The sequence below is a fragment of the Pseudomonas sp. TMP9 genome, assembly GCF_037943105.1.
Lineage (GTDB): Bacteria > Pseudomonadota > Gammaproteobacteria > Pseudomonadales > Pseudomonadaceae > Aquipseudomonas.
The window spans coordinates 2,972,479-2,995,499 of sequence record NZ_CP149803.1 but is presented as its reverse complement, the minus strand read 5'-3'; the positions used below and the strand labels follow the sequence as shown (position 1 = coordinate 2,995,499).

21 protein-coding genes are annotated in these 23,021 nt (G+C 59.0%); 10 read left to right on the top strand and 11 right to left on the bottom strand.

The features are described 5' to 3' along the window. Positions 1-33: 33 nt before the first annotated feature. A complete protein-coding gene (locus WF513_RS14240; RefSeq protein WP_339083596.1) occupies positions 34-939 on the bottom strand; it encodes a GlxA family transcriptional regulator in 906 nt (301 codons plus the stop codon). A gap of 240 nt (positions 940-1,179) precedes the next feature. On the opposite strand from WF513_RS14240, the gene WF513_RS14235 reads away from it, so the two are divergent. Then, a complete protein-coding gene (locus WF513_RS14235; protein ID WP_339080047.1) occupies positions 1,180-2,316 on the top strand; it encodes an acyl-CoA dehydrogenase family protein in 1,137 nt (378 codons plus the stop codon). A gap of 120 nt (positions 2,317-2,436) precedes the next feature. Here the strand turns inward: WF513_RS14235 and WF513_RS14230 are convergent, their stop codons facing one another. The 5 genes from WF513_RS14230 to gatC form a co-directional block, all read right to left on the bottom strand. Beyond that, the gene (locus WF513_RS14230) at positions 2,437-3,525 is read right to left on the bottom strand and encodes a calcium/sodium antiporter (protein ID WP_339080046.1); all 1,089 of its coding nucleotides are present in this window, start codon (positions 3,523-3,525) and stop codon (positions 2,437-2,439) included. 99 nt (positions 3,526-3,624) lie between these two features. Beyond that, positions 3,625-4,026, bottom strand: a complete 402-nt coding sequence (locus WF513_RS14225) for a septal ring lytic transglycosylase RlpA family protein (RefSeq protein ID WP_339083594.1) — start codon at positions 4,024-4,026, stop codon at positions 3,625-3,627. 112 nt (positions 4,027-4,138) lie between these two features. Continuing rightward, positions 4,139-5,587: an Asp-tRNA(Asn)/Glu-tRNA(Gln) amidotransferase subunit GatB gene (gene gatB / locus WF513_RS14220; RefSeq protein ID WP_339080045.1), complete on the bottom strand. Its 1,449-nt coding sequence runs from the start codon at positions 5,585-5,587 to the stop codon at positions 4,139-4,141. 11 nt (positions 5,588-5,598) lie between these two features. After that, positions 5,599-7,050: an Asp-tRNA(Asn)/Glu-tRNA(Gln) amidotransferase subunit GatA gene (gatA, locus tag WF513_RS14215; protein ID WP_339080044.1), complete on the bottom strand. Its 1,452-nt coding sequence runs from the start codon at positions 7,048-7,050 to the stop codon at positions 5,599-5,601. Positions 7,051-7,065: 15 nt separating this feature from the next. Then, positions 7,066-7,353 (bottom strand): Asp-tRNA(Asn)/Glu-tRNA(Gln) amidotransferase subunit GatC, encoded by a 288-nt coding sequence (gene gatC, locus WF513_RS14210; protein WP_339080043.1) that lies wholly within the window; start codon positions 7,351-7,353, stop codon positions 7,066-7,068. A gap of 240 nt (positions 7,354-7,593) precedes the next feature. Here gatC and mreB point away from each other — a divergent pair, with 240 nt between their 5' ends. The 8 genes from mreB to tldD all read left to right on the top strand — a co-directional run bounded on the left by mreB (position 7,594) and on the right by tldD (position 18,842). Then, on the top strand, positions 7,594-8,634 hold the full coding sequence (gene mreB, locus WF513_RS14205; protein ID WP_339080042.1) for a rod shape-determining protein MreB: 1,041 nt from the start codon (positions 7,594-7,596) through the stop codon (positions 8,632-8,634). Between the two features lie 171 nt (positions 8,635-8,805). After that, a complete protein-coding gene (gene mreC, locus WF513_RS14200; RefSeq protein WP_339083592.1) occupies positions 8,806-9,729 on the top strand; it encodes a rod shape-determining protein MreC in 924 nt (307 codons plus the stop codon). Beyond that, on the top strand, positions 9,729-10,214 hold the full coding sequence (gene mreD / locus WF513_RS14195) for a rod shape-determining protein MreD (protein ID WP_339080041.1): 486 nt from the start codon (positions 9,729-9,731) through the stop codon (positions 10,212-10,214). Before mreC ends, mreD begins: the two co-directional genes overlap by 1 nt. Before the next feature lie 45 nt (positions 10,215-10,259). After that, positions 10,260-10,880 (top strand): Maf family protein, encoded by a 621-nt coding sequence (locus WF513_RS14190; protein WP_339080040.1) that lies wholly within the window; start codon positions 10,260-10,262, stop codon positions 10,878-10,880. A 247-nt stretch (positions 10,881-11,127) separates the two neighbouring features. Beyond that, entirely contained in the window at positions 11,128-12,585 is a 1,458-nt protein-coding gene (gene rng / locus WF513_RS14185; RefSeq protein ID WP_339080039.1) for a ribonuclease G, read from the top strand. A 31-nt stretch (positions 12,586-12,616) separates the two neighbouring features. Next, positions 12,617-16,447, top strand: coding sequence for a YhdP family protein (locus WF513_RS14180; protein WP_339080038.1), 3,831 nt, complete (start codon positions 12,617-12,619; stop codon positions 16,445-16,447). 86 nt (positions 16,448-16,533) lie between these two features. Further along, the gene (locus tag WF513_RS14175; protein WP_339080037.1) at positions 16,534-17,382 is read left to right on the top strand and encodes a carbon-nitrogen hydrolase family protein; all 849 of its coding nucleotides are present in this window, start codon (positions 16,534-16,536) and stop codon (positions 17,380-17,382) included. A 2-nt stretch (positions 17,383-17,384) separates the two neighbouring features. Beyond that, on the top strand, positions 17,385-18,842 hold the full coding sequence (gene tldD / locus WF513_RS14170; RefSeq protein ID WP_339080036.1) for a metalloprotease TldD: 1,458 nt from the start codon (positions 17,385-17,387) through the stop codon (positions 18,840-18,842). A gap of 63 nt (positions 18,843-18,905) precedes the next feature. On the opposite strand, the gene yjgA is transcribed toward tldD, so the two are convergent. Then, the gene (gene yjgA, locus WF513_RS14165; protein ID WP_339080035.1) at positions 18,906-19,424 is read right to left on the bottom strand and encodes a ribosome biogenesis factor YjgA; all 519 of its coding nucleotides are present in this window, start codon (positions 19,422-19,424) and stop codon (positions 18,906-18,908) included. Between the two features lie 103 nt (positions 19,425-19,527). Between yjgA and pmbA the strand changes: the two genes are divergently transcribed. Then, on the top strand, positions 19,528-20,874 hold the full coding sequence (pmbA, locus tag WF513_RS14160) for a metalloprotease PmbA (protein WP_339080034.1): 1,347 nt from the start codon (positions 19,528-19,530) through the stop codon (positions 20,872-20,874). 64 nt (positions 20,875-20,938) lie between these two features. On the opposite strand, the gene WF513_RS14155 is transcribed toward pmbA, so the two are convergent. From WF513_RS14155 to raiA, 4 genes are read right to left on the bottom strand one after another with little or no spacing between them, the layout of a single operon-like run. Continuing rightward, positions 20,939-21,211, bottom strand: coding sequence for an HPr family phosphocarrier protein (locus WF513_RS14155; protein WP_339080033.1), 273 nt, complete (start codon positions 21,209-21,211; stop codon positions 20,939-20,941). A 12-nt stretch (positions 21,212-21,223) separates the two neighbouring features. Further along, positions 21,224-22,081 (bottom strand): RNase adapter RapZ, encoded by an 858-nt coding sequence (rapZ, locus tag WF513_RS14150; protein ID WP_339080032.1) that lies wholly within the window; start codon positions 22,079-22,081, stop codon positions 21,224-21,226. A 2-nt stretch (positions 22,082-22,083) separates the two neighbouring features. Further along, positions 22,084-22,557, bottom strand: coding sequence for a PTS IIA-like nitrogen regulatory protein PtsN (gene ptsN / locus WF513_RS14145; RefSeq protein WP_339080031.1), 474 nt, complete (start codon positions 22,555-22,557; stop codon positions 22,084-22,086). A 15-nt stretch (positions 22,558-22,572) separates the two neighbouring features. After that, the gene (gene raiA / locus WF513_RS14140) at positions 22,573-22,881 is read right to left on the bottom strand and encodes a ribosome-associated translation inhibitor RaiA (RefSeq protein WP_339080030.1); all 309 of its coding nucleotides are present in this window, start codon (positions 22,879-22,881) and stop codon (positions 22,573-22,575) included. Positions 22,882-23,021 lie beyond the last annotated feature (140 nt).

Sequence of the window (23,021 nt, the reverse complement as noted above, 5' to 3'; positions counted from 1 at the left end):
TAGAAAAGGCTGCCTGCGGGCAGCTTTTTGCGTTTAAGCGTGACCGTCTTTGTGTTGGAACTGGCGGCGGTATTGGTTGGGCGACAGTTCTGTGTGCTGACGAAACAGGCGAGCGAAGAAACTGGCGTCGTCGTATCCGACTTCATAGCTGATGGTCTTGATGCTTTTACGCGTGGCGCTGAGCAGGCCTTTGGCGGTTTCGATACGCAGGCGTTGCAGGTAATGCAGCGGCTTGTCACCGGTGGCGGTTTGGAAGCGGCGCATAAAATTACGGATGCTCATGCTGTGCTCGCGGGCCACGTCTTCAAAGCGGAACTTGTCGGCAAAGTGATCTTCTAGCCACTGCTGGATTTGCAGAATGGTCATGTCGTGGTGCAGTTTCTGCCCACCAAAGCCGATGCGGCCGGGTGCGTAGTTGCGCTGCACCTCATACAAAATATCGCGGGCGACACCCTGGGCCACGCTGGCACCGCAGAAGCGCTCGATCAAGTAGATATAGAGGTCGCAGGCCGAGGTGACGCCGCCCGCGCAGTAGAGATTATCGGCGTCCGTTAAGTGCTTTTCTTGGTTGAGCAGTACGTTGGGAAAGCGCTCGGTGAATTCGTTAAAGAAGCGCCAATACGTGGTGGCTTGTTTGCCGTCGAGCAGGCCGGCCTGGGCCATCCAGAACACCCCTGTGGCCTCGCCGCAAATCGCGCTGCCAGCAGTGTGGCGCTGTTTTAGCCAGCTAAGCACCTGCGGATGACGTTGGCACAGTGCATCAAAGTCGTCCCAGAAGGCCGGCAGTATAATGATGTCAGCATCATTCAGCGCGCCATCGACCGGTATCAACACGCCACTGAAGCTGCGTACCGGCAGGCCATCAGGGCTGACCAAGTGGATCTCGAAGGTCGGCGTCAGCCCCAGCCCCTGCTGTTTGCCGTAGCGCAGGCTGGCCATGTGGAAGAAGTCTTTGGCTTGCATCAGGGTCGAGGCAAACACGCCTTCGGTGGCCAGAATGCTGACGCGTTGCAGGGGCGCTGGTGACGTAATTGACATAATTAGTGTTCTTAAAAAGGCTAAGTGGTCATGAGCTGGCTGGATCGTCTTATTTATTGGCGCTTGTGTCCAGTGTAACCAAGCGTTTGCTTGGCTAAAGTCGTGGTCACTTTGAACCCGGTCCGATGAGTAGGTAGTGCCATGATCCCCAGAACGATTTTCAGCTCTGAACACGAACAGTTTCGTAACAGCGTGCGCAAGTTTCTTGAGCAAGAAGCGGTGCCATTCCATCAGCAGTGGGAAAAGGACGGCCACATCGATCGCGCACTCTGGAATAAGGCGGGGGAGGCCGGCATGCTCTGCTCGCATGTCCCTGAAGAATACGGCGGCATGGCGGCGGACTTTCTTTACAGCACTGTGGTGATTGAGGAGGTCGGTCGTCTGGGCCTGACCGGTATCGGCTTCTCACTGCATTCCGACATCGTTGCGCCTTACATCCTGCATTACGGCACCGAGGCGCAGAAGCAGCACTACCTGCCCAAGCTGGTATCCGGGGAAATGGTTACCGCTATCGCCATGACCGAGCCTGGCGCTGGCTCCGACCTGCAGGGCGTGAAAACCAACGCCGTACTCGATGGCGATGAGTACGTCATCAACGGCTCGAAAACCTTTATCACCAATGGCTTTCTCGCTGACTTGGTGATTGTGGTGGCCAAAACTGATCCGAAAGCCGGAGCCAAGGGCACCAGCCTGTTTTTAGTGGAGGCCAACACGCCCGGTTTCTCCAAAGGCAAGCGCCTAGAAAAAGTCGGTATGAAGGCCCAGGACACCTCCGAGTTATTCTTCCAAGATGTACGCGTGCCTAAGGAAAACCTACTGGGTCAGGCCGGCATGGGCTTCGCCTACCTAATGCAAGAGCTGCCGCAGGAGCGTTTGACCGTGGGCATCGGTGCACTGTCTTCGGCGGAAGCGGCGCTGCAATGGACCCTCGACTACACGCGTGAGCGCAAGGCGTTCGGCAAAGCGATTGCGGATTTCCAAAATACCCGCTTCAAGTTGGCGGAAATGGCCACGGAAATTCAGATCGGTCGAGTATTTGTCGATCGTTGCCTAGAGCTGCACCTGCAGGGCAAGTTGGATGTGCCCACTGCTGCCATGATCAAGTACTGGACCACAGATTTGCAGTGCAAGGTGCTCGACGAATGTGTGCAGCTGCACGGCGGTTACGGCTATATGTGGGAATACCCAGTGGCGCGGGCTTGGGCCGATGCGCGGGTACAACGCATCTACGCGGGCACCAACGAAATCATGAAAGAAATCATCGCCCGCTCGCTGTGACCGCTACGCAGCGACTAGGCCGCTAGTTACACAAGCAACAATGCAGCCCGGCTTATGCCGGGTTTTTTTGTGCCGATGCCCGTCACGTTTGGTGGCGTGACCGACATCGATTAGCACCTGTCAGGCTTTTTGCTTGTGCCAAGCGCGACCCGCGATCACCACCAGCGTCACCGCAGTCAACGGCAGTACATAACCGAGCATGGCATCACCAAACACCTCGGCAAACGGCTTGCCGGTGGACGACAGCACCAGATAGGCCGTGTAAGCCACGTAGTAGGCAACAAACAGCAGGCCTTCCCAGCGGTTGATGCGATAACCGGCGAAGAAGATCGGCAGGCAAGCCACAGCAACGGCGATCATCACCGGGAAGTCAAAGGCCAGGGCATTGGCTGCCACCTTGATGGCCTCAGGCGAAATCATCGAGGCCAGGCCTAGTACACAGAGCAGGTTGAAGATATTGCTGCCGACGATATTGCCCACCGCGATATCGCGCTCGCCCTTGATGGCCGCCATGATTGAGGTGGCCAGCTCCGGCAGTGAGGTGCCAATAGCGACGACGGTCAGGCCAATCACCAGCTCCGAGATGCCCAGCACGCGCGCCAGCGTAACCGCGCTGTCGACCAAGAAGTTAGAACCGGTGACCAGTAAGACCAAACCGACAATGATCAGCCCTAGGTTGATCACCCAGGCGTAAGGTTTGACGGGTTCATTAAGGCCAAACTCCTTAGCGAACTCGTCGTCCTCGTTGGCGCTCTTGTCGCGACGCGAACTAATGATCAGAAAGGCGGTGTAGCTCACCACGCCGGTGAACAGCAGGGCACCGTCGAGGCGGCTGAGGCTGCCGTCCCACGCCAGGGCATAGACCACCAAGCTCGCGCCGATCATGATCGGCACATCGAGGCGGATCAGTTGGCGCGAGACGATCAGCGGGGCAACCAATGCCGTCACGCCCAGGATCAGCAGAATATTGGCGATGTTGCTGCCAATCACGTTGCCGATGGCCAAGTCGCCACTGCCGTTCATCGCTGCTTGCACGCTGACGGCCGTTTCTGGTGCGCTGGTGCCGAAGGCCACGACGGTAAGGCCGATAATCAGCGGTGGAATGCCAAACTGTGCCGCTAGTTTGGCTGCGCCGCGCACCAGTACTTCAGCGCCGGCGACCAGCAGCACCAGGCCGATGATCAGGTAAACAAAGGTCATCAGGGTCATTGCAAGGGGCTCCAGAAAAGTGGCGCTAGTGTAATCATCGGCTTGCCGTGCGCCAGAGGCTGCTCGGGGCGATTAGGGCTTATTTGTAAGTATCTGTGTTTATTGGCTCAGCTGCTCGATGCGTACGGGCACCACGCCGTCACGTAGCATGTCGAGCTGTTTGGCGGCTTGTTGCGAGAGATCAATGATGCGTTTTTTTGCATAAGGGCCGCGATCATTGATGCGCACCACCACGGTTTTGTCGTTACGCAGGTTAGTCACCCGCACCCTGCTGCCAAATGGCAGGCTACGATGCGCGGCAGTCAAGGCGTGTTGGTCGAAACGCTCACCGCTGGCGGTTTTATTGCCGTGGTGGCGCGCGCCGTAATAAGACGCCTGACCGTCGGCGCGATAACCGTTTGGATCTGTCTGGCCCTGGCTGGCGCACCCGGCGAGCAAGGTCAGTGCGCCGAGTATCACGCTGTTGCGGATCAGTGCGCGTGCCCGTAGCCCAGGTGCAATCCGGGGGCTGAGGGTTTCCTGGATGGCATCCGGGCTACGAGTGGGCAATTATACTTACTCCGAGTGGAAGAACGCCGGGCAGGCCCGGCGTCGATTAGTCGCAAAAGCCGGCTCAGCCTTCGAGTTTTTTCTTCAGCAGCTCGTTCACTTGAGCAGGGTTAGCTTTGCCTTTCGAGGCTTTCATGGCCTGGCCGACAAAGAAGCCGAACATCTTGCCGCGCTTGGCTTCATCGCTGGCGCGGTACTGTTCAACCTGCTCGGTGTTGGCTGCCAGCACCTCGTCCAGCATCGACTCGATCGCGCCGGAGTCGGTGACCTGCTTCAGGCCTTTCTTCTCGATCACTTCATCGGCCGTCGCGCCTTCACCGGCGGCTAGGGCCTCAAAGACCATCTTGGCGATCTTGCCGCTGATGGTGTTGTCCTTGATGCGCAGGATCATGCCGCCCAATTGCTCGGCGCAAACGGGCGACTGCTCGATGCTTAGGTTGCCGCTGTTGAGCAGGCTAGACAGCTCCCCCATGACCCAGTTGGCGGCCAGCTTGGCATCGCCACACACAGCGTTAACGGCCTCAAAATAGTCAGCTTGCTCACGACTGGCGGCCAGTACGTCGGCGTCATAGGCGGACAGGCCAAACTCCCGTTCAAAGCGTTCGCGCTTTTGCACGGGCAGTTCCGGCAAGGTGACGCGAATTTCGTCGAGGAAGCTTTGCTCGATCACCACCGGTAGCAGGTCCGGGCAGGGGAAGTAACGGTAGTCGTTGGCCTCTTCCTTGCTGCGCATGGAGCGGGTTTGGTCTTTGTTTGGGTCGTACAGGCGGGTTTCCTGCACCACCCTGCCGCCGTCTTCGATCAGCTCGATCTGGCGCTGCACTTCATGGTTAATGGCTTTTTCGATAAAGCGGAATGAATTGACGTTTTTAATCTCGGCGCGGGTGCCGTATTCCGCTTGGCCGACCGGCCGTACTGAGACATTACAGTCGCAGCGCAGCGAGCCTTCGGCCATGTTGCCATCGCAAATATTGAGGTAACGCACCAAGGCGTGCATGGCCTTGACGTAGGCTACGGCTTCTTTAGCGGAGCGAATGTCTGGCTCGGAGACGATTTCCAGCAGCGGCGTACCGGCACGGTTGAGGTCGATACCGCTCATGCCATGGAAGTCTTCGTGCAAGCTTTTGCCGGCGTCCTCTTCCAGGTGGGCGCGGGTGATGCCGATGCGCTTCTGCGTGCCGTCTTCCAGGGTGATGTCCAAGAAGCCCTTGCCGACGATAGGGTGATCCATCTGGCTGGTTTGGTAGCCCTTGGGCAGGTCCGGGTAGAAGTAGTTTTTACGGGCAAAGATATTCTTCGGCGCGATTTCGGCGTCAATCGCCAAGCCGAACTTACAGGCCATGCGCACCGCTTCAGCATTCAGCACCGGCAGGGTGCCAGGCATGCCAAGGTCAACCAGGCTGGCCTGGGTGTTGGGCTCGGCGCCAAAGGCGATGGCGCTGGCGGAGAAAATCTTCGATTGGGTGCTGAGCTGGGCGTGAATTTCCAGCCCGATTACGGTTTCCCATTGCATCTTTATAGTCCTCAGAAGCCAGTCGGTGCTTGGGTGTGCCAGTCAGTAACCTGTTGGTACTGGTGGGCGACGTTGAGCAAGCGGCCTTCTTTGAAGTACGGGGCGAGCAGTTGCGCGCCCACCGGCAAACCATCAACAAAGCCCGCCGGCATCGACAAGCCAGGGATGCCGGCGAGGTTGGCGGTGATGGTGTAGATGTCTTCCAGATAGGCGGCGACTGGGTCGCTGTTCTTCTCGCCGAGCTTCCAGGCCAGGTTCGGCGTGGTCGGGCCGAGGATCACGTCAACATCGTTAAACGCGGCGACGAAATCATTCTTGATTAAGCGGCGGATCTTCTGCGCTTTGAGGTAATAGGCGTCGTAATAACCGGCGGACAATGCATAAGTGCCGACCATGATGCGGCGCTTCACCTCGGCGCCGAAGCCTTCACCGCGCGAGCGCTTGTAGAGGTCTTCAAGGTTGACCGGGTTTTCGCAGCGGTAGCCAAAGCGCACGCCGTCAAAACGCGACAGGTTGCTGCTGGCTTCCGCCGGGGCGATGACGTAGTAGGCCGGGATGGCGTGCTGCATATTCGGCAGGCTGATCTCTTTAACCGTGGCGCCGAGCTTTTTCAGCTCATCGACCACCGCCATGACCTTCTCACCGATGCGTGCATCGAGGCCTGCGCCGAAGTATTCCTTCGGCAAGCCAATGCGCAGGCCGTTCAGCGGTTGGCTCAGGGCGGCCAGGTAGTCATCAACCGGTTGATCAACGCTGGTGCTGTCTTTGGCATCAAAACCGGCCATGGCGTGCAGCATCAACGCGCAGTCTTCGGCGGTGCGCGCCAAAGGGCCGCCCTGATCAAGGCTTGAGGCATAGGCAATCATGCCCCAGCGCGAAACGCGCCCGTAGGTCGGCTTTATGCCGGTGAGGTTGGTCAGCGCCGCCGGCTGACGGATCGAGCCGCCGGTGTCGGTGCCAGTAGCAGCCGGTAGCAGCCGCGCCGCAACGGCCGCCGCAGAGCCGCCGCTGGAACCGCCGGGTACACGGGTTAGGTCCCAAGGGTTTTTTACTGCGCCGTAGTGGCTGGACTCGTTGGCCGAGCCCATGGCGAATTCGTCCATGTTCAACTTGCCCAAGGTCACGGCGCCGGCGGCCGCGAGCTTGTCGACCACGGTGGCGTTGTACGGCGCTTTAAAGCCGTTGAGGATTTTCGAGGCGCAGCTGGTGAGTACGTCTTGGGTGCAGAACAGGTCTTTGTGGCCGATTGGCGCACCGAGCAGCGCGCCGTTTTCGCCCGCTGCGCGGCGGCCATCAGCGGCCTTGGCTTGGGTGAGGGCCAGTTCGTCGGTGACGGTAATAAAACTATTAAGCTGCGGGTCGAGTTGGGCAATGCGCGCCAACAGGCTGCGGGTCAGCTCTTCGGATGAAAATTGCTTGTCGGCGAGTCCGCGGGTGATCTCGGCCAGAGTCAGTTGATACATGGCTAGGCGTTTCCCTTACTCGATGACTTGTGGAACCAGGTACAGACCGTTTTCCACGGCCGGGGCGATAGCTTGATAGGCGTCGCGCTGATTGTGTTCGGTAACGTGGTCAGCACGCAGGCGCTGAGTCGCTTCAAGCGGGTGAGCCAGCGGCTCAATGCCATCAGTATTGACGGCCTGCATGTGATCAATCAGGCCGAGAATGGAGTTGAGCTTTTCGGTAGTAGCCGGGATTTCAGCTTCATTTAGGCCCAATCGAGCCAAATGAGCGATCTTCTCCACGTCGCAGCGTTCAAGCGCCATCAGGTTTGTCCTTGTATAGGGGCCGTGCAGTTGCCGGCCGCTTGTGCAAATGTGAGTGGGTCGCCGTGCGCGGGTGCGCAAGGGATAAATAATTGAAGGTGGCGGTCAAAGGCCGCGATGTTGGGCCGTAAAGCCCGGAAAAGCCCGCAATCTACCATATTGGTGCCTTGCTCAAAATCCCTGCCGTTGTTAGAGTTTGCCGCACTTTTTACCCACGCGTTGCCTAGGGTCCTTAATCCCATGTTCAAAAAACTGCGTGGCATGTTTTCCAGCGATCTTTCGATTGACCTGGGCACTGCCAATACCCTGATTTATGTCCGCGAGCGCGGCATCGTTCTGAACGAGCCTTCTGTTGTTGCTATTCGCACCAGCGCCAATAACCAGAAGAGCGTGGTGGCGGTCGGTACCGATGCCAAGCGTATGCTCGGCCGCACCCCCGGTAACATCCAAGCCATTAGGCCGATGAAAGATGGTGTGATCGCCGACTTCAGCGTCTGCGAAAAAATGCTGCAGTACTTCATCAATAAAGTTCACGAAAATAGCTTTCTGCAGCCATCGCCACGCGTCTTGATTTGCGTGCCGTGCAAGTCGACTCAGGTTGAGCGTCGTGCCATCCGCGAGTCGGCCCTGGGTGCCGGTGCTCGTGAAGTGTTCCTGATTGAAGAACCTATGGCCGCTGCCATCGGCGCTGGCCTGCCGGTTGAAGAAGCGCGCGGTTCAATGGTGGTCGATATCGGCGGCGGTACCACGGAGATTGCCCTGATTTCGCTGAACGGTGTGGTATATGCCGAATCCGTTCGCGTCGGCGGCGACCGTTTCGACGAAGCCATCATCACCTACGTGCGCCGTAACTATGGTTCGCTGATCGGTGAATCCACCGCCGAGCGGATCAAGCAAGAAATCGGCACTGCCTACCCGGGCGGTGAAGTGCGCGAAGTCGACGTGCGTGGCCGTAATCTGGCTGAAGGTGTACCGCGCAGCTTTACCCTGAATTCCAATGAGGTGCTTGAAGCGCTGCAAGAATCGCTGGCGACCATTGTTCAGGCGGTTAAAAGCGCTCTTGAGCAGTCGCCGCCGGAGCTGGCCTCGGACATCGCCGAGCGTGGCTTGGTGTTGACCGGTGGCGGCGCATTGCTGCGTGATCTGGACAAACTGCTGTCACAGGAAACCGGCTTGCCGGTTATCGTCGCTGAAGATCCGCTCACCTGCGTAGCACGCGGCGGTGGCAAGGCGCTGGAAATGATGGACCGTCACAGCATGGACTTGCTGTCCTCAGAGTAAGGCGTTCGGCGAAATGAGCGGCGCAGCCAGTGTCTGCGCGGTTACCTTCGCCCTTTGCGAGTGAGCCTAAGCTGCAACCGGGTATCTTCCCGCTTGCAGCTTTTGTTTTGTGCCTGACGCTGTGAGGAATTGCCGATCAAACCGCTATTTGCCAAAGGTCCTTCGCTGGGTGTGCGCCTGTTGGTGTTCGCCGTGCTATCGGCTGCGTTGATGGTGGTCGATGCACGGTTCACGTGGCTGCAGCCGCTGCGGGCGCAACTGGGTGTGGTGGTCGAGCCGGTCTACTGGGCCGGCCGTTTACCGGTAAGGGTGTGGGAGAGTGCGACTCAGGAATTGAGTACGCGCAGCGAGTTAACGGCCGAAAACGAACAGCTCAAGGCTGAACAGTTAATCATGCAGCGCCGTTTGCAGAAGCTTGCCGCCTTGACTGAGCAAAACGTGCGCTTGCGCGAGCTGCTTAATTCCGCTGCGTTGGTCGATGACAAAGTGCTGGCCACTGAGCTGATCGGTGTCGATCCAAACCCCTTTACCCATCGTATCCTGATCGATAAAGGCGAGCAGGACGGGGTGGTCTTGGGTCAGCCGGTGCTCGATGCGCGTGGTCTGATGGGCCAAGTGGTTGAAGTTATGCCTTACACCTCGCGCGTTCTATTGATAACCGATACCACTCACAGCATTCCGGTGCAGGTTAACCGTAATGGCCTGCGCGCTATCGCCACGGGCACCGGTAATCCAGAGCGTTTGGAGTTGCGCCATGTGGCGGATACGGCGGACATCAAAGAAGGTGACTTACTGGTTAGCTCGGGCATGGGCCAGCGCTTCCCGGCGGGCTATCCGGTGGCCATGGTCACTGAAGTGATTCACGATTCTGGCCAGCCATTCGCCATTGTCCGTGCAGTACCGACGGCGAAGCTCAACCGCAGCCGCTATATGTTGCTGGTGTTTACCGATCAGCGTACGGCGGATCAGCGTGCCACTGAGTCGGCGCAAGCTCAAGAAGCCCTGGATCGTGAGATCCGTCAGCAGGCGCAGCCTGTGCAGCCGGCGGCTGGTGCGCCAGCGGCTCCCGTTAATCCGCCGGAGGCTGGGCAATAATGGCTGCGCGTTCAAGCAATATCTGGGTGGTCTGGCTGACCTTCGCCTTGGCGTTGCTGCTCAGTGTGTCGAGCATGCCGAAGTTTATGGAGCTGGGGCGCCCGTTGTGGCTGGCGTTGTTTCTGACCTATTGGGTGCTGGCGCTGCCGCATCGTGTGGGCATGACCACCGCCTGGGGCATTGGTTTGTTAGCGGATGTGCTGAATGGCAGCCTGCTCGGGCAAAACGCTTTGATTCTGACCTTGATAACGTTCCTCGTGCTGACCCTGCATCAACGCTTGCGCATGTTCCCTATGTGGCAGCAGAGCACTGTGCTGCTGGTGGTGTTTGGTCTGGCGCAATTGGTGCAGTTGTGGCTCAACGCGCTGACCGGCAGTCGTCCACCCACCCTAGCGTTTGTCTTACCGGCGCTGGTCAGCGCTCTGCTCTGGCCTTGGGTCTGCATGCTGTTGCGTGGGTTGCATCAGCGCCTGGGCGTCAACTAAACAAGGCCGCTCGGCCTTGCCTTTATCCGTCAGGGAGACGTCAGTATGGCCACCCTCTATCTCGCTTCTGGGTCGCCGCGCCGGCGAGAATTGCTGACGCAAATTGGCGTGCCTTTCCTTACGCACAGCGCCCCGATTGATGAAGGTTCGTTGCCAGGTGAGTCGCCAGTCGCCTATGTAGAGCGGCTGGCCTGCGCGAAGGCGCAAGCGGGGCTGGATGCTTTGGCAGCTATTCAAGGCGCGGTTGTGCTCGGGGCTGATACGGCGGTGGTGCTTGATGGGCGCATTCTGGGTAAGCCGGCTGACGGTGACGAGGCCTTGGCGACGCTTACGGCTCTGTCCGGGCGCTGCCATGAGGTGTTGACCGCCGTGGCGCTGGTTAGCCGCGAACGAATGGCGTCACGGGTGGTCAGCAGTCAGGTCACGTTTCGTCCGTTGAGTCGAGCCGAAATAGAGGCTTATTGGGCCAGCGGCGAACCCCAAGACAAGGCTGGGTGTTACGGTATTCAGGGCTTGGCAGCGGTGTTTGTCAGCCAGTTGCAGGGCAGTTATTCCGCGGTAGTTGGCTTGCCGTTGTGTGAGACTGCCGCATTACTTAAAGAATTTGCTATTCCGTGCTGGCAGCTACGGCCAGTTCACAGTCAAGAGGTTACGGGTCGCGGGTAATGATCGCCTTTAATCGGCGCAGTCCCCGGGCTTTCAGCTTTGCCGCAGAACCAGTTCACGATTTCCCGAGCTAGAGCCCTGCAAGGCGCTACGTTAGTAACAGCCTTCGGCTGGTCAAAGCGGGCGAGGAAGCGGAGTGTACTGTTGTACATGAGCATTCCGACTGGGCTCGCACCCGAGCCTGTTTTTAACGCCGCAGGGCCGATGCGCAGCAGATCGTAAACAGGTTCTCAGAAGAGATAAGCACATGAGTGAAGAGATCCTGATCAACATCACGCCCATGGAATCGCGCGTGGCGGTGGTGGAAAACGGCGTGCTGCAAGAAGTGCACGTCGAGCGCACACAAAAGCGCGGCATTGTTGGCAATATCTACAAAGGCAAGGTGGTGCGGGTGCTGCCGGGTATGCAAGCCGCTTTTGTCGACATCGGCCTGGACCGCGCGGCGTTTATTCATGCGGCGGAAATCTCCAGCCGCGACGGCCCGGCTGTGGAGAGCATCAGCGCGTTGGTGCATGAAGGCCAGAGCTTGGTGGTGCAGGTCACCAAGGACCCTATTGGCAGCAAAGGGGCTCGCCTTACCACGCAACTGTCGATCCCTTCGCGCTATTTAGTGTACATGCCGCGCACCGCGCATGTGGGCATCTCGCTGCGGATTGAGGATGAAGCCGAGCGCGAGCGGCTGAAGCAGGTGGTCACCGATTGCGTGGCCGCAGAAGGGATCGAGGAATCCGGTGGTTTTATCCTGCGCACGGCGGCTGATGGTGCGGGTGCTGATGAAATCCTTGCGGATATTCGTTACTTGCGCCGGCTGTGGGGCCAAATTGCCACGCAAATGAAGGTGGGTCCGACGCCGTTGGTGATCTACGAGGACCTCAGCCTGGCGCTGCGTACCCTACGTGATCTGGTCAGCCCTAAGATCGAAAAAATCCGCGTTGATTCCCGCGAGACCTTTCAGAAAATTACCCAGTTTGTCGACGAGTTGATGCCGGAAGTCGCCGACCGTCTGGAGCACTACCCCGGCGAGCGGCCGATATTTGATCTGTATGGCGTCGAAGATGAAATCCAGAAGGCACTGGAACGCAAGGTGCCGCTTAAGTCGGGCGGTTACCTGATCATTGATCCAGCCGAGGCGATGAGCACCATCGACGTCAACACCGGTGCGTTCGTTGGCCACCGCACGCTGGAAGAAACTATCTTCAAAACCAACTTGGAAGCCGCCACGGCGATTGCCCGCCAACTGCGCCTGCGCAATATCGGCGGCATCATCATTATTGATTTCATCGACATGGAAGATGAAGAGCATCAACGCCAAGTGCTGCGCACCCTAGAGAAGCAACTGGAGCGCGACCACGCCAAGACCAATATCATCGGCATCACCGAGTTAGGCCTGGTGCAGATGACCCGCAAGCGCACCCGTGAAAGCCTTGAGCAAGTGCTGTGCGAGCCCTGTAGCTGCTGCCAAGGGCGCGGCAAACTGAAAACAGCGGAGACCACCTGTTACGAGATTTTCCGCGAGATTCTGCGTGAAGCGCGGGCCTATCAGCCGGAAGGTTATCGGGTACTGGCCAACCAGAAAGTGGTCGACCGTCTGCTCGATGAAGAGTCGGCGAATGTCGCCGATCTTGAAGCCTTTATCGGCCGGACCATCAAATTCCAGGTTGAGACCATGTATTCCCAGGAGCAATACGATGTGGTGCTGCTCTGATATGCGCGCTAAGCGCTTAGGCGTGAACTGAATGGCAGCGTTGGCGCGCGGGTTTGCCCTGCTGCTGCGTTCGGCATTTTGGCTGTGCGCCGCGTCTCTGGTGCTTGCTGCGCTGTATGTCAGTCTCGGTCGCGAGCTGGTACCGCTGGTCGCTGAGTACCGTTTAGAAGCCGAAAATAAAGCCCGTGAAGCGTTGGCCATGCCGGTGCAGATTGGTGCGCTGGAAGGGCTGTGGCAGGGTTTCTCGCCGGTGCTGACCGCTCATGATGTGAGCATCGGCGAGGGCGCAGGGGCCTTGCAGCTTGATCAAGTGCGCGTGGTGCCGGATGTGCTGGCCAGCCTGATGGCGCAACAGGTGCGAATTGCCCGGCTTGAGCTGGATGGCGTGCAGTTGCGGGTGGCGCAGGATCAGGACGGCCGTTGGTCACTCAAGGGTTTGCCGCCACGCCGTGGTCCGACACCGGACTTGGCTCAGGTGCTGATTCAGTCGCAAGCGATTAAGCGCCTGTCGCTGTTTAACAGCCAGGTGACTGTGCAGGCTTTTGACCAACCCACGCGCACCCTGACCTACGTCAATCTGACCCTGTTTAATGGCAGTGTTCGCCAGCGTTTGCAGGGGCGATTGTTGCTGCCAGATGGCCAGCCGTTAGCTGTGCAATTGCGTACGCGCATCAATGCTCAGCGTTGGCAGGACAGTGATGCTGCGTTGTACCTGAGCCTGCCGCAAAGTGATTGGGCCGCCTGGGTGCCGCCTAGCCTACTGGCACAGTGGCGTCTTGAGCGGCTGCAGCTGGGCGGTGAGGTCTGGCTGAACTGGGCCAAAGGTGGCGTGCAGCGCGCCGTCAGCCGGCTGCATGTGCCCCAGTTCAAGGCCGGGTACGCCACGCGTAAATCGGTTGCACTGGAGGACGTGGCCCTGAATGCGTATTTCAGCCGTACCGAGCTGGGTTTCACGGTGCTGTTGGATGATCTGGCATTTAGCCGCGATGACCAGCGCTGGGGTGGCGTGCGCGTGGCCCTGACCCAGCAGGCGGAAAGTGCCGAGGTACACGAGCAATGGCTGCTCAATGCTGATCGCCTCGACCTAGCGCCATTGGAACCGCTGGTGGCGGCGCTGGCACCGTTGCCTGATAACGCCTTGGCGCTGCTTGAGCAGCTCAAGCCGCAGGGCGCGCTGCGCAACATTCAACTTGATTACCGCCCGCAACTGAGCGACAGCAAGCGCCTGCAATTTTCGGCCAATCTTGAGCGCGTTGGTTTTGCCGCGTGGCACGGCTCGCCCGCGGCGGAGAATGTCAGCGGCAGCATCAGCGGTGACCTTGGTCAGGGTGAGTTGCGCGTCGATAGCGAAGATTTTTCTCTGCATTTCCCCAATTTGTTTGCCGAGCCTTGGCGCTATAAGACCGCCAATGCCTTGCTGACCTGGCAGATTGATAAGCAGGCCTTCACCCTGCGCAGCCCTTACCTGAAAGTGGTGGGGGAAGAAGGACCTGCTGCGGGGGACTTTCTTATACGGCTGCGCACCGACCCCAGCGAAGAGGACTACATGGACCTGCGCGTTGGCCTGCGTAATGGCGATGCGCGCTTTACCGAGAAGTACCTGCCAAGTCGCTCACCGGGCTTGAGCCGTGAGCTGGATGCCTGGCTAAAAAGTGCCATCCGCGGTGGCGCGGTCGATGAAGGCTATTTCCAATATCAGGGCTCGTTGAACAAAGGCGCAGAAAATGCCGCGCGCAGCATCAGCCTGTTCTTCGCTGTACATGATGCCGAGCTGGCCTTTCAGCCAGGCTGGCCGGCGCTGCGCGAGGGCCGTGGTACGGTAATGATTGAAGACAGCGGTGTGCGGGTCGCGCTGGCCGAAGGCCGCTTACTCGACAGCCACGTGCATAATGCTCAAGTGTTAATCCCCACCGCCTTGCCCGGCCAGCCGCCGCGCCTGTTGCTGACCACTGAGCTGAGCAGCAACGTCAACGATGCGCTGCATATCCTGCAGCAAACGCCGCTCGGCACCGCGCAAACGTTCGCCGGCTGGACGGGTGAAGGTGCGCTGGCGGGCAAACTCAAGCTTGACCTGCCGCTGCGCAAAGGCTTGGCAGCGGATGTGGTGGTGGATTTCGCCACGCAAAGCGCGCAGCTCAGTCTGCCTAATCCGCCGCTGCAGTTCAGCCAAGTGCAGGGCGCATTTCGCTACAACACCGCCAGCGGCCTCAGTGCCCCGGATATTCGCGCTCAGGTGCTCGGTCATGCGGTGCGCGGCAAAGCGTTGGCCGAAGGCTCGCCGGGCAACGCGCGCAGTCGTATCGAGGCCAGCGGACAGATTGCGGTTGATGAGTTAAGCGCCTGGCTGGGTGTTACTCAGCCGCTGCCCGTCAGCGGCAGCCTGCCGTATCGCTTGAACCTGACGCTGGACGGTGCGGACAGCCAGTTACGGGTCAACTCCAGCCTGAAAGGAGTGACAGTGGCGCTGCCGTCACCTTTCGGTAAAGCACAAGCCGAGGAGCGCGCGACCCAGTGGCGCATGAGTGTGGGCGGGCGTGAGCAGCGTTACTGGCTCAATTACGCCGAGTTACTCAGCCTGTCTTTCGCGGCAAGTCCGGGCCAGTTTAATCAGGGCCGCGGTGAAATTCGTTTGGCTGACGGTCCAGCACGCCTGCCCACTGGCCAAGGGTTGCGTGTGCGCGGGCGAGTAGCAGAAGTGGATTGGTCGGCCTGGCAGCAGGTGTTGCAGCCTTACAGCAACCTGCCGGTGAATGACGCGCAACAACTGTTCAGCGATGCACAGCTGCGCATTAACCGTTTTACCGGCTTTGGCGTAACCCTTGAGTCGCTGGAAGTCGGCGTTAAGCGCGATGCCTTGAGCTGGGCCGTCAGCCTCGACAGCCCGCAGTTGAAGGGCCAAGTCGGCTTGCCCGATACCGCAGGGGCGCCGATTGCTCTAAACCTCGACTATCTGCGCTTCCCGGCGGCCGTGCCCAAACCTGAAGGCAAGCCGGCAGTGGACGCGCCAGACCCGCTGGCGGCGGTCGACCCGAGTCGTTTCCCAGCGCTGGATGTGCGTATCGCCGAGGTTTTTCAGGGTATAGAGCCGCTGGGCAGTTGGTCGCTCAAGGCGCGTCCGGTAAGCACCGGCGTGCAATTCAGCGAGCTGGATATCAACCTCAAAGGCTTGAAAGTAGCGGGTCGAGCCACGTGGTTGCAGGGCGCCAATGGCACGCGCACAGCCTATCAAGGTCGCTTAGAAGGCGCAGACTTGGGCGATGTGCTGATCGCGTGGGGCTATGCGCCAACGGCTACCAGCCGAGATTTTCATGTGGATGTGGACGGCGACTGGCCAGGCTCACCAGCGTGGTTCAGCATGAAGCGCGTGAGCGGCACGCTGGATGCTTCCTTGCGCAAAGGGCAGTTCTCCGAGGTCGAAGGGCCCGCCTCGGCGCTGCGAGTTTTTGGCCTATTGAACTTCAATTCGATTGGCCGGCGCTTGCGCCTGGATTTTTCCGACTTGCTGGGCAAAGGCCTCAGCTATGACCGGGTCAAAGGCGTGCTGCAGGCCAACAACGGCGTGTATGTCACCCGTGAGCCGATCACCCTTGAGGGGCCGTCGAGTAACCTTGAATTGAATGGCACGCTGGACATTGCCCATGACCGAATCGACGCCAAGCTGCTGGTCACCTTGCCGGTGACCAACAACCTGCCCCTGGCTGCACTGATTGTTGGCGCGCCGGCTATCGGTGGAGCACTGTTTATCGCGGATAAACTGCTGGGCAACAGCGTCGCGCGGTTTGCCAGCGTGCAATACGACGTCACCGGGCCTTGGCAGAATCCGGATATCAGCTTCGACAAGCCCTTTGAAAAGCCCCAGTAAAGCCCGCGTGTTGCATCTGCAGCCGTGCAGTCTGCCGGCATGGCTTGTAAGCTGAAGCCTAGTACCGGCATTGAGAAAAGACAGTCATGACCCTCGCAGTCATTCAAATGGTCAGCCAGGCCGACGTGTTGGACAATTTGGCGCAGGCAAGACAATTGCTTGAGCAAGCAGCCGTTCAGGGGGCGCGTCTGGCGGTGTTACCAGAAAATTTCGCCGCCATGGGCCGCCGTGATTTAGCGGCACTAGGGCGTGCCGAGGCTTTGGGCGAGGGGCCGATTTTGCCCTGGCTGCGCCAAACGGCCATAGATTTAGGTCTGTGGATTGTGGCGGGGACGTTGCCGCTGCCGTCGGACGGCCAGCCTGAAGCCAAGGCGCATGCCTGTTCATTGCTGATCGATGACAAGGGCCAGCGGGTGGCGCGCTACGACAAGTTGCACCTGTTCGATGTGGACGTCAGCGATAACCATGGCCGCTACCGCGAGTCGGATGATTACGCATTCGGCGGCCATGTGGTGGTGGCGGATACCCCCTGTGGCCGGTTGGGGCTGACGGTCTGTTACGACCTGCGCTTCCCCGAGCTTTACAGCGCTTTGCGAGCGGCGGGCGCCGAATTGATCAGCGTGCCCGCGGCCTTCACCGCCATGACTGGCGCCGCCCATTGGCAGGTACTAACCCGTGCGCGCGCGATTGAAACCCAGTGCTATGTGCTGGCCGCAGGCCAAGGCGGTACTCATCCTGGGCCGCGTGAAACCTTTGGCCACTCAGCGCTCATCGACCCATGGGGCCATGTGCTCGCGGAGTTGGCGCAGGGCCCTGGGGTGTTGCTGGCTGCGCGCGATGGCACAGAGCAAGCAGCAATACGCCAGCGCATGCCAATCACCCGACATAAACGATTTTTTGCAGCGGCCGAACCGCGGCTGCCAGGTTTGGAGTAGCTATGAACAATATGTTGGCGTCAGTCAGTGAGCATCTTTTAGGCCCGGGCGGCTTGACCATTGACCATCTGCCGGGTGTCTTGGCTGAGTTAGCGGGCCCCGGAATCGATGCGGCTGATCTGTATTTCCAGAGTCAGGTGTCGGAAACCTGGGCGCTGGAGGATGGCATTGTTAAAGAAGGCAGTTTTAACCTCGATCAGGGTGTTGGCGTGCGCGCCCAGTCCGGTGAGAAAACCGGCTTTGCCTACAGCAATGCGATTACCGCTGACGCCTTAAGTCAGGCGGCGCGTGCAGCCCGTTCGATTGCCCGTGCTGGCCAGAGCGGGCGCGTGCAGGCGTTCAGCAGCCCGTTGGTTAAACCGCTGTATGCCCAAGACAACCCGCTGGATGTGCTGGGCCGGGCGGAAAAGGTCGAGTTGCTCAAGCGTATCGACGTTGCGACCCGTGCCCTTGACCCGCGGATTAAACAAGTGTCAGTCAGCTTGGCGGGCGTTTGGGACCGTATTCTGGTCGCGGCCAATGACGGCAGCTTGGGTGCGGATGTGCGTCCGTTGGTGCGCTTCAATGTCAGCGTAATCGTTGAGCAAAACGGGCGCCGCGAGCGAGGCGGTCATGGCGGCGGCGGGCGCACCGATTACCGCTACTTCCTTGAGCAAACCAGCAATAACGAAGAGCGCGCCATGGGCTATGCCCGTGAGGCGTTGCGTCAGGCGCTGGTTAACCTTGAAGCGATTCCGGCGCCAGCAGGCAGTATGCCAGTGGTGATGGGTGCGGGTTGGTCCGGCGTGCTGCTGCACGAGGCGGTCGGCCACGGTCTTGAGGGCGACTTCAACCGTAAAGGCAGTTCGGCCTACAGCGGCAAAATTGGCGAAAAAGTCGCCTCCAGCCTGTGCACCATCGTTGATGACGGCACCTTGTTTGAGCGTCGTGGCTCCCTGAGCATGGACGATGAAGGCACCCAGACCCAATGCACTACGTTGATCGAAAACGGTGTGCTCAAGGGCTATATGCAAGACAAGCTTAACGCGCGCTTGATGGGCGTGGCCGCCACCGGCAACGGTCGGCGCGAATCCTATGCACACCTGCCCATGCCGCGCATGACCAACACCTACATGCTGGCGGGCGAAAGTGATCCGGAAGAAATCATCCGTTCGGTGAAAAAAGGCATCTACTGCGCCAACCTTGGCGGCGGTCAGGTGGATATCACCAGCGGCAAGTTCGTATTTTCTACCAGCGAAGCTTATTTGATCGAGGACGGTAAAATCACCGTACCGGTCAAAGGCGCCACCCTGATCGGTAACGGCCCGGAAGCCATGAGCAACGTGTCGATGGTCGGCAACGATTTGGCGCTGGACAGCGGCGTCGGCACCTGCGGCAAAGACGGCCAGTCAGTGCCAGTGGGCGTCGGCCAGCCAACGTTGAAAATCGATGCCATCACCGTCGGCGGTACGGGTACGTAGAGGCGGTTAAGGCGCGCGTTGGGTGGGTTACGCCGAAGGCGTAACCCACCCAACGCGGCAAGATCAACGCAAGCCGCGTTGCGCTTCATCCAGTTCGCGGATGTATTTGAAGATTTTGCGTGAAGCACCAGGCGCTTTGTTCTGCGCCAGCTCATGCTGAGCTTGGCGTGCCAACTGACGCAGGTATTGGCGGTCGGCGTCGGCGTACTGGCCGACAAAGGCTTCGAGGGTGTCATCGTTACCGTTGATCAAGCGGTCACGCCAACGCTCAAGGTTATGGAAGCGTTCGTTGTATTGGCGCGTTGAGGCGTCGAGTTGGTCGAGCAAGGTCAGGATGGATTCGATGTCCTGATCGCGCATCAGCCGGCCGATAAACTGCATATGGCGCTTTTTTGCGGCATTCGCAGTGTGCTTGGGTGCTTCGGCAAGTGCGCGGCGCAGCTCGTCGGTCAGCGGCAGCTTGTTCAGCAGGTCGAGTTTAAGGGTGGTCAGGCGTTGCCCCAGATCTTGTAGCGCATGCAACTCGCGTTTGACTTGGGTTTTGCTCTTCTCGCCGGAGAAGTCGTCAAGGTATTCAGACATGGTGGCGGTCCAGTGGAAAACGCCGACATGATAGCAGCAAGTTTCCAGCTGTAAGCGACTGGCCTGCGTGGCCGCGCTTGCCGCTTATCGTTCAGGAGTTTTTATGAGTGCAGTAGATACAGTTGGGCCTCAGGCCGTAGCGCAATTACAGGCCCAGGTAGAGCAGATCATCGCTGAGGCGAAAAAGCAGGGCGCGAGTGCCTGTGAGGTGGCGGTATCAGTGGAGCAGGGCTTGTCCACCACGGTGCGTCAGCGCGAAGTGGAAACGGTTGAATTCAACCGTGATCAAGGGTTTGGCATCACCTTGTATGTGGGGCAGCGCAAGGGCTCGGCCAGCACGTCGGCCACCGGGGACGCGGCTATTCGCGAGACGGTGGCGGCGGCTCTGGCCATTGCCAAACATACCTCCGAAGACGAATGCGCGGGTTTAGCGGATGCCGGGCTGATGGCGCGTGAGTTGCCGCAGTTGGACCTCTATCACGCCTGGGCGATCACCCCAGAACAGGCCATCGAACAAGCACTACGCTGCGAGGCAGCGGCATTTGCGGCAGACCAGCGGATCAAGAATGCTGATGGCACCACCCTTAATACCCATCAAGGTTGCCGGGTTTACGGTAACAGCCATGGTTTTATCAGTGGCTATGCCAGTACTCGCCACAGCCTGAGCTGCGTGATGATCGCCGAAGCCGATGGGCAGATGCAGCGTGACTACTGGTATGACGTCAATCGCCAAGGCGAGTTGCTGGCGGACGCCGGCAGCATTGGCCAGCGCGCTGCTGAGCGGGCGGTGAGCCGTTTGGGTGCGCGGCCGGTGCCAACCTGCGAAGTGCCGGTGCTGTTTGCCGCAGAGCTAGCCGGTGGCTTGTTTGGCAGCTTTTTAGCGGCTATTTCGGGCGGCAACCTGTACCGCAAGTCGTCATTTCTTGAGGGCACCTTGGGCCAGCAATTATTCCCCGAGTGGCTAACGCTGGGTGAACGCCCGCATATTCCGCGCGCGCTCGGCAGTGCCGCTTTCGATGGTGATGGTTTGGCAACCTATGCCAAATCTTTTGTTGAGCGTGGCGAGTTACTCTCTTACGTACTCGGCACATACTCCGGGCGCAAGCTGGGTATGCCCAGCACGGCTAACTCCGGCGGCGTGCATAACCTGTTCGTCAGCCACGGCGATGAAGACCAAAAAGCCTTGCTCAAGCGCATGGGTCGCGGCCTGTTGGTCACTGAGTTAATGGGCCAAGGTCTGAACATGGTCACCGGTGATTATTCGCGTGGCGCGGGTGGTTACTGGGTAGAAAACGGCGAAATCCAGTTCCCGGTGCAGGAAGTCACCATCGCCGGCAACATGCGCGACATGTTCAAACAGATTGTCGCGGTGGGCAGTGACGTGGAGTTGCGCGGTAATATACGTACCGGCTCGGTGCTAATTGAGCGCATGACGGTGGCAGGTAGCTGATTTACAGGCATAAAAAAGGGGCTGTCGCTTAAGCGTACAGCCCCTTTTTTATGCCGTGGGCGTTTTACTCGCCTTCGTCGAAGAAGTTGTTGATCAAGTCACTCAGGGCCGCCAGTGCGTCGTCTTCCAACTCGCCTTCGGTATGCACGTGCACGGCTGTGCCTTTACCCGCAGCCAGCATCATCACGGCCATAATACTTTTGCCATCAACCAAGGTTTCTGGGCTGCGGCCGACCTTCACGTGGCAAGGAAAGCGCCCAGCGACGCCAACAAACTTGGCGGCTGCGCGGGCGTGTAAACCCAGCTTATTGATAATGGTGATTTCGCGTGCAGGCATCGCGGTAATTCCTTAACTGAGGTCGCGGTGGCGAATCTGCACGTTTTTTAGGATGGGTTTTAGCGTTTCACCCAGACGGCTGGCCAGGTACACCGAACGGTGATGGCCGCCCGTGCAGCCAATCGCCACCGTGACATAGGCGCGGTTGCTGGCAGCAAAACGCGGCAACCATTTGCTCAGGTAGGCGAGGATGTCTTGGTACATGTCTTCGACATCGGCTTGGGCCGACAGGTATTCAATCACAGGTTGGTCGAGGCCCGAGAAATCGCGCAGATCTGGCTTCCAATAGGGGTTCGGCAAGCAGCGCACATCGAAGACCAAATCAGCATCCACTGGCATACCGCGCTTAAAACCAAAAGACTCCAGCAAAAATGCAGTACCCGGCTCAGGCTGGTTAAGCAGGCGTAACTTGAGGCTGTCGCGCAGTTGATACAGATTGAGGTGAGTGGTGTCGATCTTCAGGTCGGCCAAGTCGATGATCGGCCCCAGCAGCAGGCTTTCGTCGGCGATGGCCTCAGCCAGCGAGCGGCTTTCGTTGGTCAGCGGATGGCGCCGGCGGGTTTCTGAGAAGCGTTTGAGCAGCGTTTCTTCGTCGGCATCCAGGTAGATCACATCGCACTTGATATGCCGAGCACGAACTTCCGCGAGCAACTCGGGAAAGCGCTGCAGATGGCTCGGTAAGTTACGTGCATCAATCGACACCGCGACCTGCGGGTGCAGCAGTTCGGTGTGCACCAGCGCGCGTTCAGCGAGTTCAGGCAGCAGGCCGGCGGGCAGGTTATCAATGCAGTAGAAACCGTTATCCTCGAGCACATTGAGGGCGGTGCTCTTGCCGGAGCCGGAGCGACCGCTGACGATGATCAGGCGCATGCTCAGGCTCTATTGAGTTGGTTTTGTGTGTCGACTACCACTTGGTACAGCGCTTCGCTGCTTGCGGCTTGGCGCAGGCTGGCACGTACCTCACTGCGGTCGAGCATGCTGGCGATTTGTCGCAGCAACTCTAAGTGAGCATCCGTGGCCGCTTCTGGCACCAGTAGGACAAACAGTAGGTCCACAGGCGCACCGTCGATGGCGTCAAAATCCACCGCGGCATCTAAGCGCAGCAGCGCGCTGATGGGCGCTGTACAGCCCGGCAGGCGGCAGTGTGGAATGGCGATGCCGTTACCGAAACCGGTGGAGCCGAGTTTCTCGCGGGCAATTAGGCTTTCGAAAATATCTTGGCCATCCAGGTCAGGCAGCTCACGCGCCACCAGGTTGGCAATCTGTTCGAGAACACGCTTTTTACTGCCGCCCGGCACGTTCACGAGGGAACGACCGGGGGTCAGGATAGTTTCAAGTCGGATCATAGGAGATAGACGACGTCAGCGAGCCATAGCACCCTGTTGACGATCGAGCTGTTTTTCCTTGTGTTTGATGAGTTGTCGATCGAGTTTGTCAGTCAATAAATCGATGGCGGCGTACATGTCGTCATGCTCGGCATTGGCGACGATTTCACCGCCTGCGATATGCAGGGTCGCTTCGATTTTCTGCTTGAGCTTCTCGACCTCCATGATGACTTGTACGTTGGTGATTTTGTCGAAGTGGCGTTCTAATCGGCCGAGTTTTTCGCCGATGTAGTTACGCAGGGCGTCGGTCACATCCAGCTGGTGTCCACTGATGTTGACTTGCATACCGCTTTCTCCTTGTTGCCGTGTGTAAGAAGCAGGTAATAGACCTGCCGCCGGAACACTGTGGCGTGGAAGACGCTGTCAGAACAAGCCCGCAGCCACCGCTAATTGCTTAGTTGCAGTATGGCTGCTTAGCAAAATAT

Bases quoted from the DNA above. Each gene is read 5' to 3' on its own strand.
- yjgA (WP_339080035.1), bottom strand. From the start codon at position 19,424: ATGTCTGAATACCTTGACGACTTCTCCGGCGAGAAGAGCAAAACCCAA.
- gatC (WP_339080043.1), bottom strand. From the start codon at position 7,353: ATGGCGCTTGAACGCTGCGACGTGGAGAAGATCGCTCATTTGGCTCGA.
- WF513_RS14230 (WP_339080046.1), bottom strand. From the start codon at position 3,525: ATGACCCTGATGACCTTTGTTTACCTGATCATCGGCCTGGTGCTGCTG.
- rng (WP_339080039.1), top strand. From the start codon at position 11,128: ATGAGTGAAGAGATCCTGATCAACATCACGCCCATGGAATCGCGCGTG.
- mreD (WP_339080041.1), top strand. From the start codon at position 9,729: ATGGCTGCGCGTTCAAGCAATATCTGGGTGGTCTGGCTGACCTTCGCC.
- WF513_RS14235 (WP_339080047.1), top strand. From the start codon at position 1,180: ATGATCCCCAGAACGATTTTCAGCTCTGAACACGAACAGTTTCGTAAC.
- WF513_RS14175 (WP_339080037.1), top strand. From the start codon at position 16,534: ATGACCCTCGCAGTCATTCAAATGGTCAGCCAGGCCGACGTGTTGGAC.
- rapZ (WP_339080032.1), bottom strand. From the start codon at position 22,081: ATGCGCCTGATCATCGTCAGCGGTCGCTCCGGCTCCGGCAAGAGCACC.
- WF513_RS14190 (WP_339080040.1), top strand. From the start codon at position 10,260: ATGGCCACCCTCTATCTCGCTTCTGGGTCGCCGCGCCGGCGAGAATTG.
- mreB (WP_339080042.1), top strand. From the start codon at position 7,594: ATGTTCAAAAAACTGCGTGGCATGTTTTCCAGCGATCTTTCGATTGAC.
- raiA (WP_339080030.1), bottom strand. From the start codon at position 22,881: ATGCAAGTCAACATCAGTGGACACCAGCTGGATGTGACCGACGCCCTG.
- pmbA (WP_339080034.1), top strand. From the start codon at position 19,528: ATGAGTGCAGTAGATACAGTTGGGCCTCAGGCCGTAGCGCAATTACAG.
- ptsN (WP_339080031.1), bottom strand. From the start codon at position 22,557: ATGATCCGACTTGAAACTATCCTGACCCCCGGTCGTTCCCTCGTGAAC.
- gatB (WP_339080045.1), bottom strand. From the start codon at position 5,587: ATGCAATGGGAAACCGTAATCGGGCTGGAAATTCACGCCCAGCTCAGC.
- gatA (WP_339080044.1), bottom strand. From the start codon at position 7,050: ATGTATCAACTGACTCTGGCCGAGATCACCCGCGGACTCGCCGACAAG.
- WF513_RS14155 (WP_339080033.1), bottom strand. From the start codon at position 21,211: ATGCCTGCACGCGAAATCACCATTATCAATAAGCTGGGTTTACACGCC.
- WF513_RS14240 (WP_339083596.1), bottom strand. From the start codon at position 939: ATGGCCAGCCTGCGCTACGGCAAACAGCAGGGGCTGGGGCTGACGCCG.
- WF513_RS14180 (WP_339080038.1), top strand. From the start codon at position 12,617: ATGGCAGCGTTGGCGCGCGGGTTTGCCCTGCTGCTGCGTTCGGCATTT.
- tldD (WP_339080036.1), top strand. From the start codon at position 17,385: ATGAACAATATGTTGGCGTCAGTCAGTGAGCATCTTTTAGGCCCGGGC.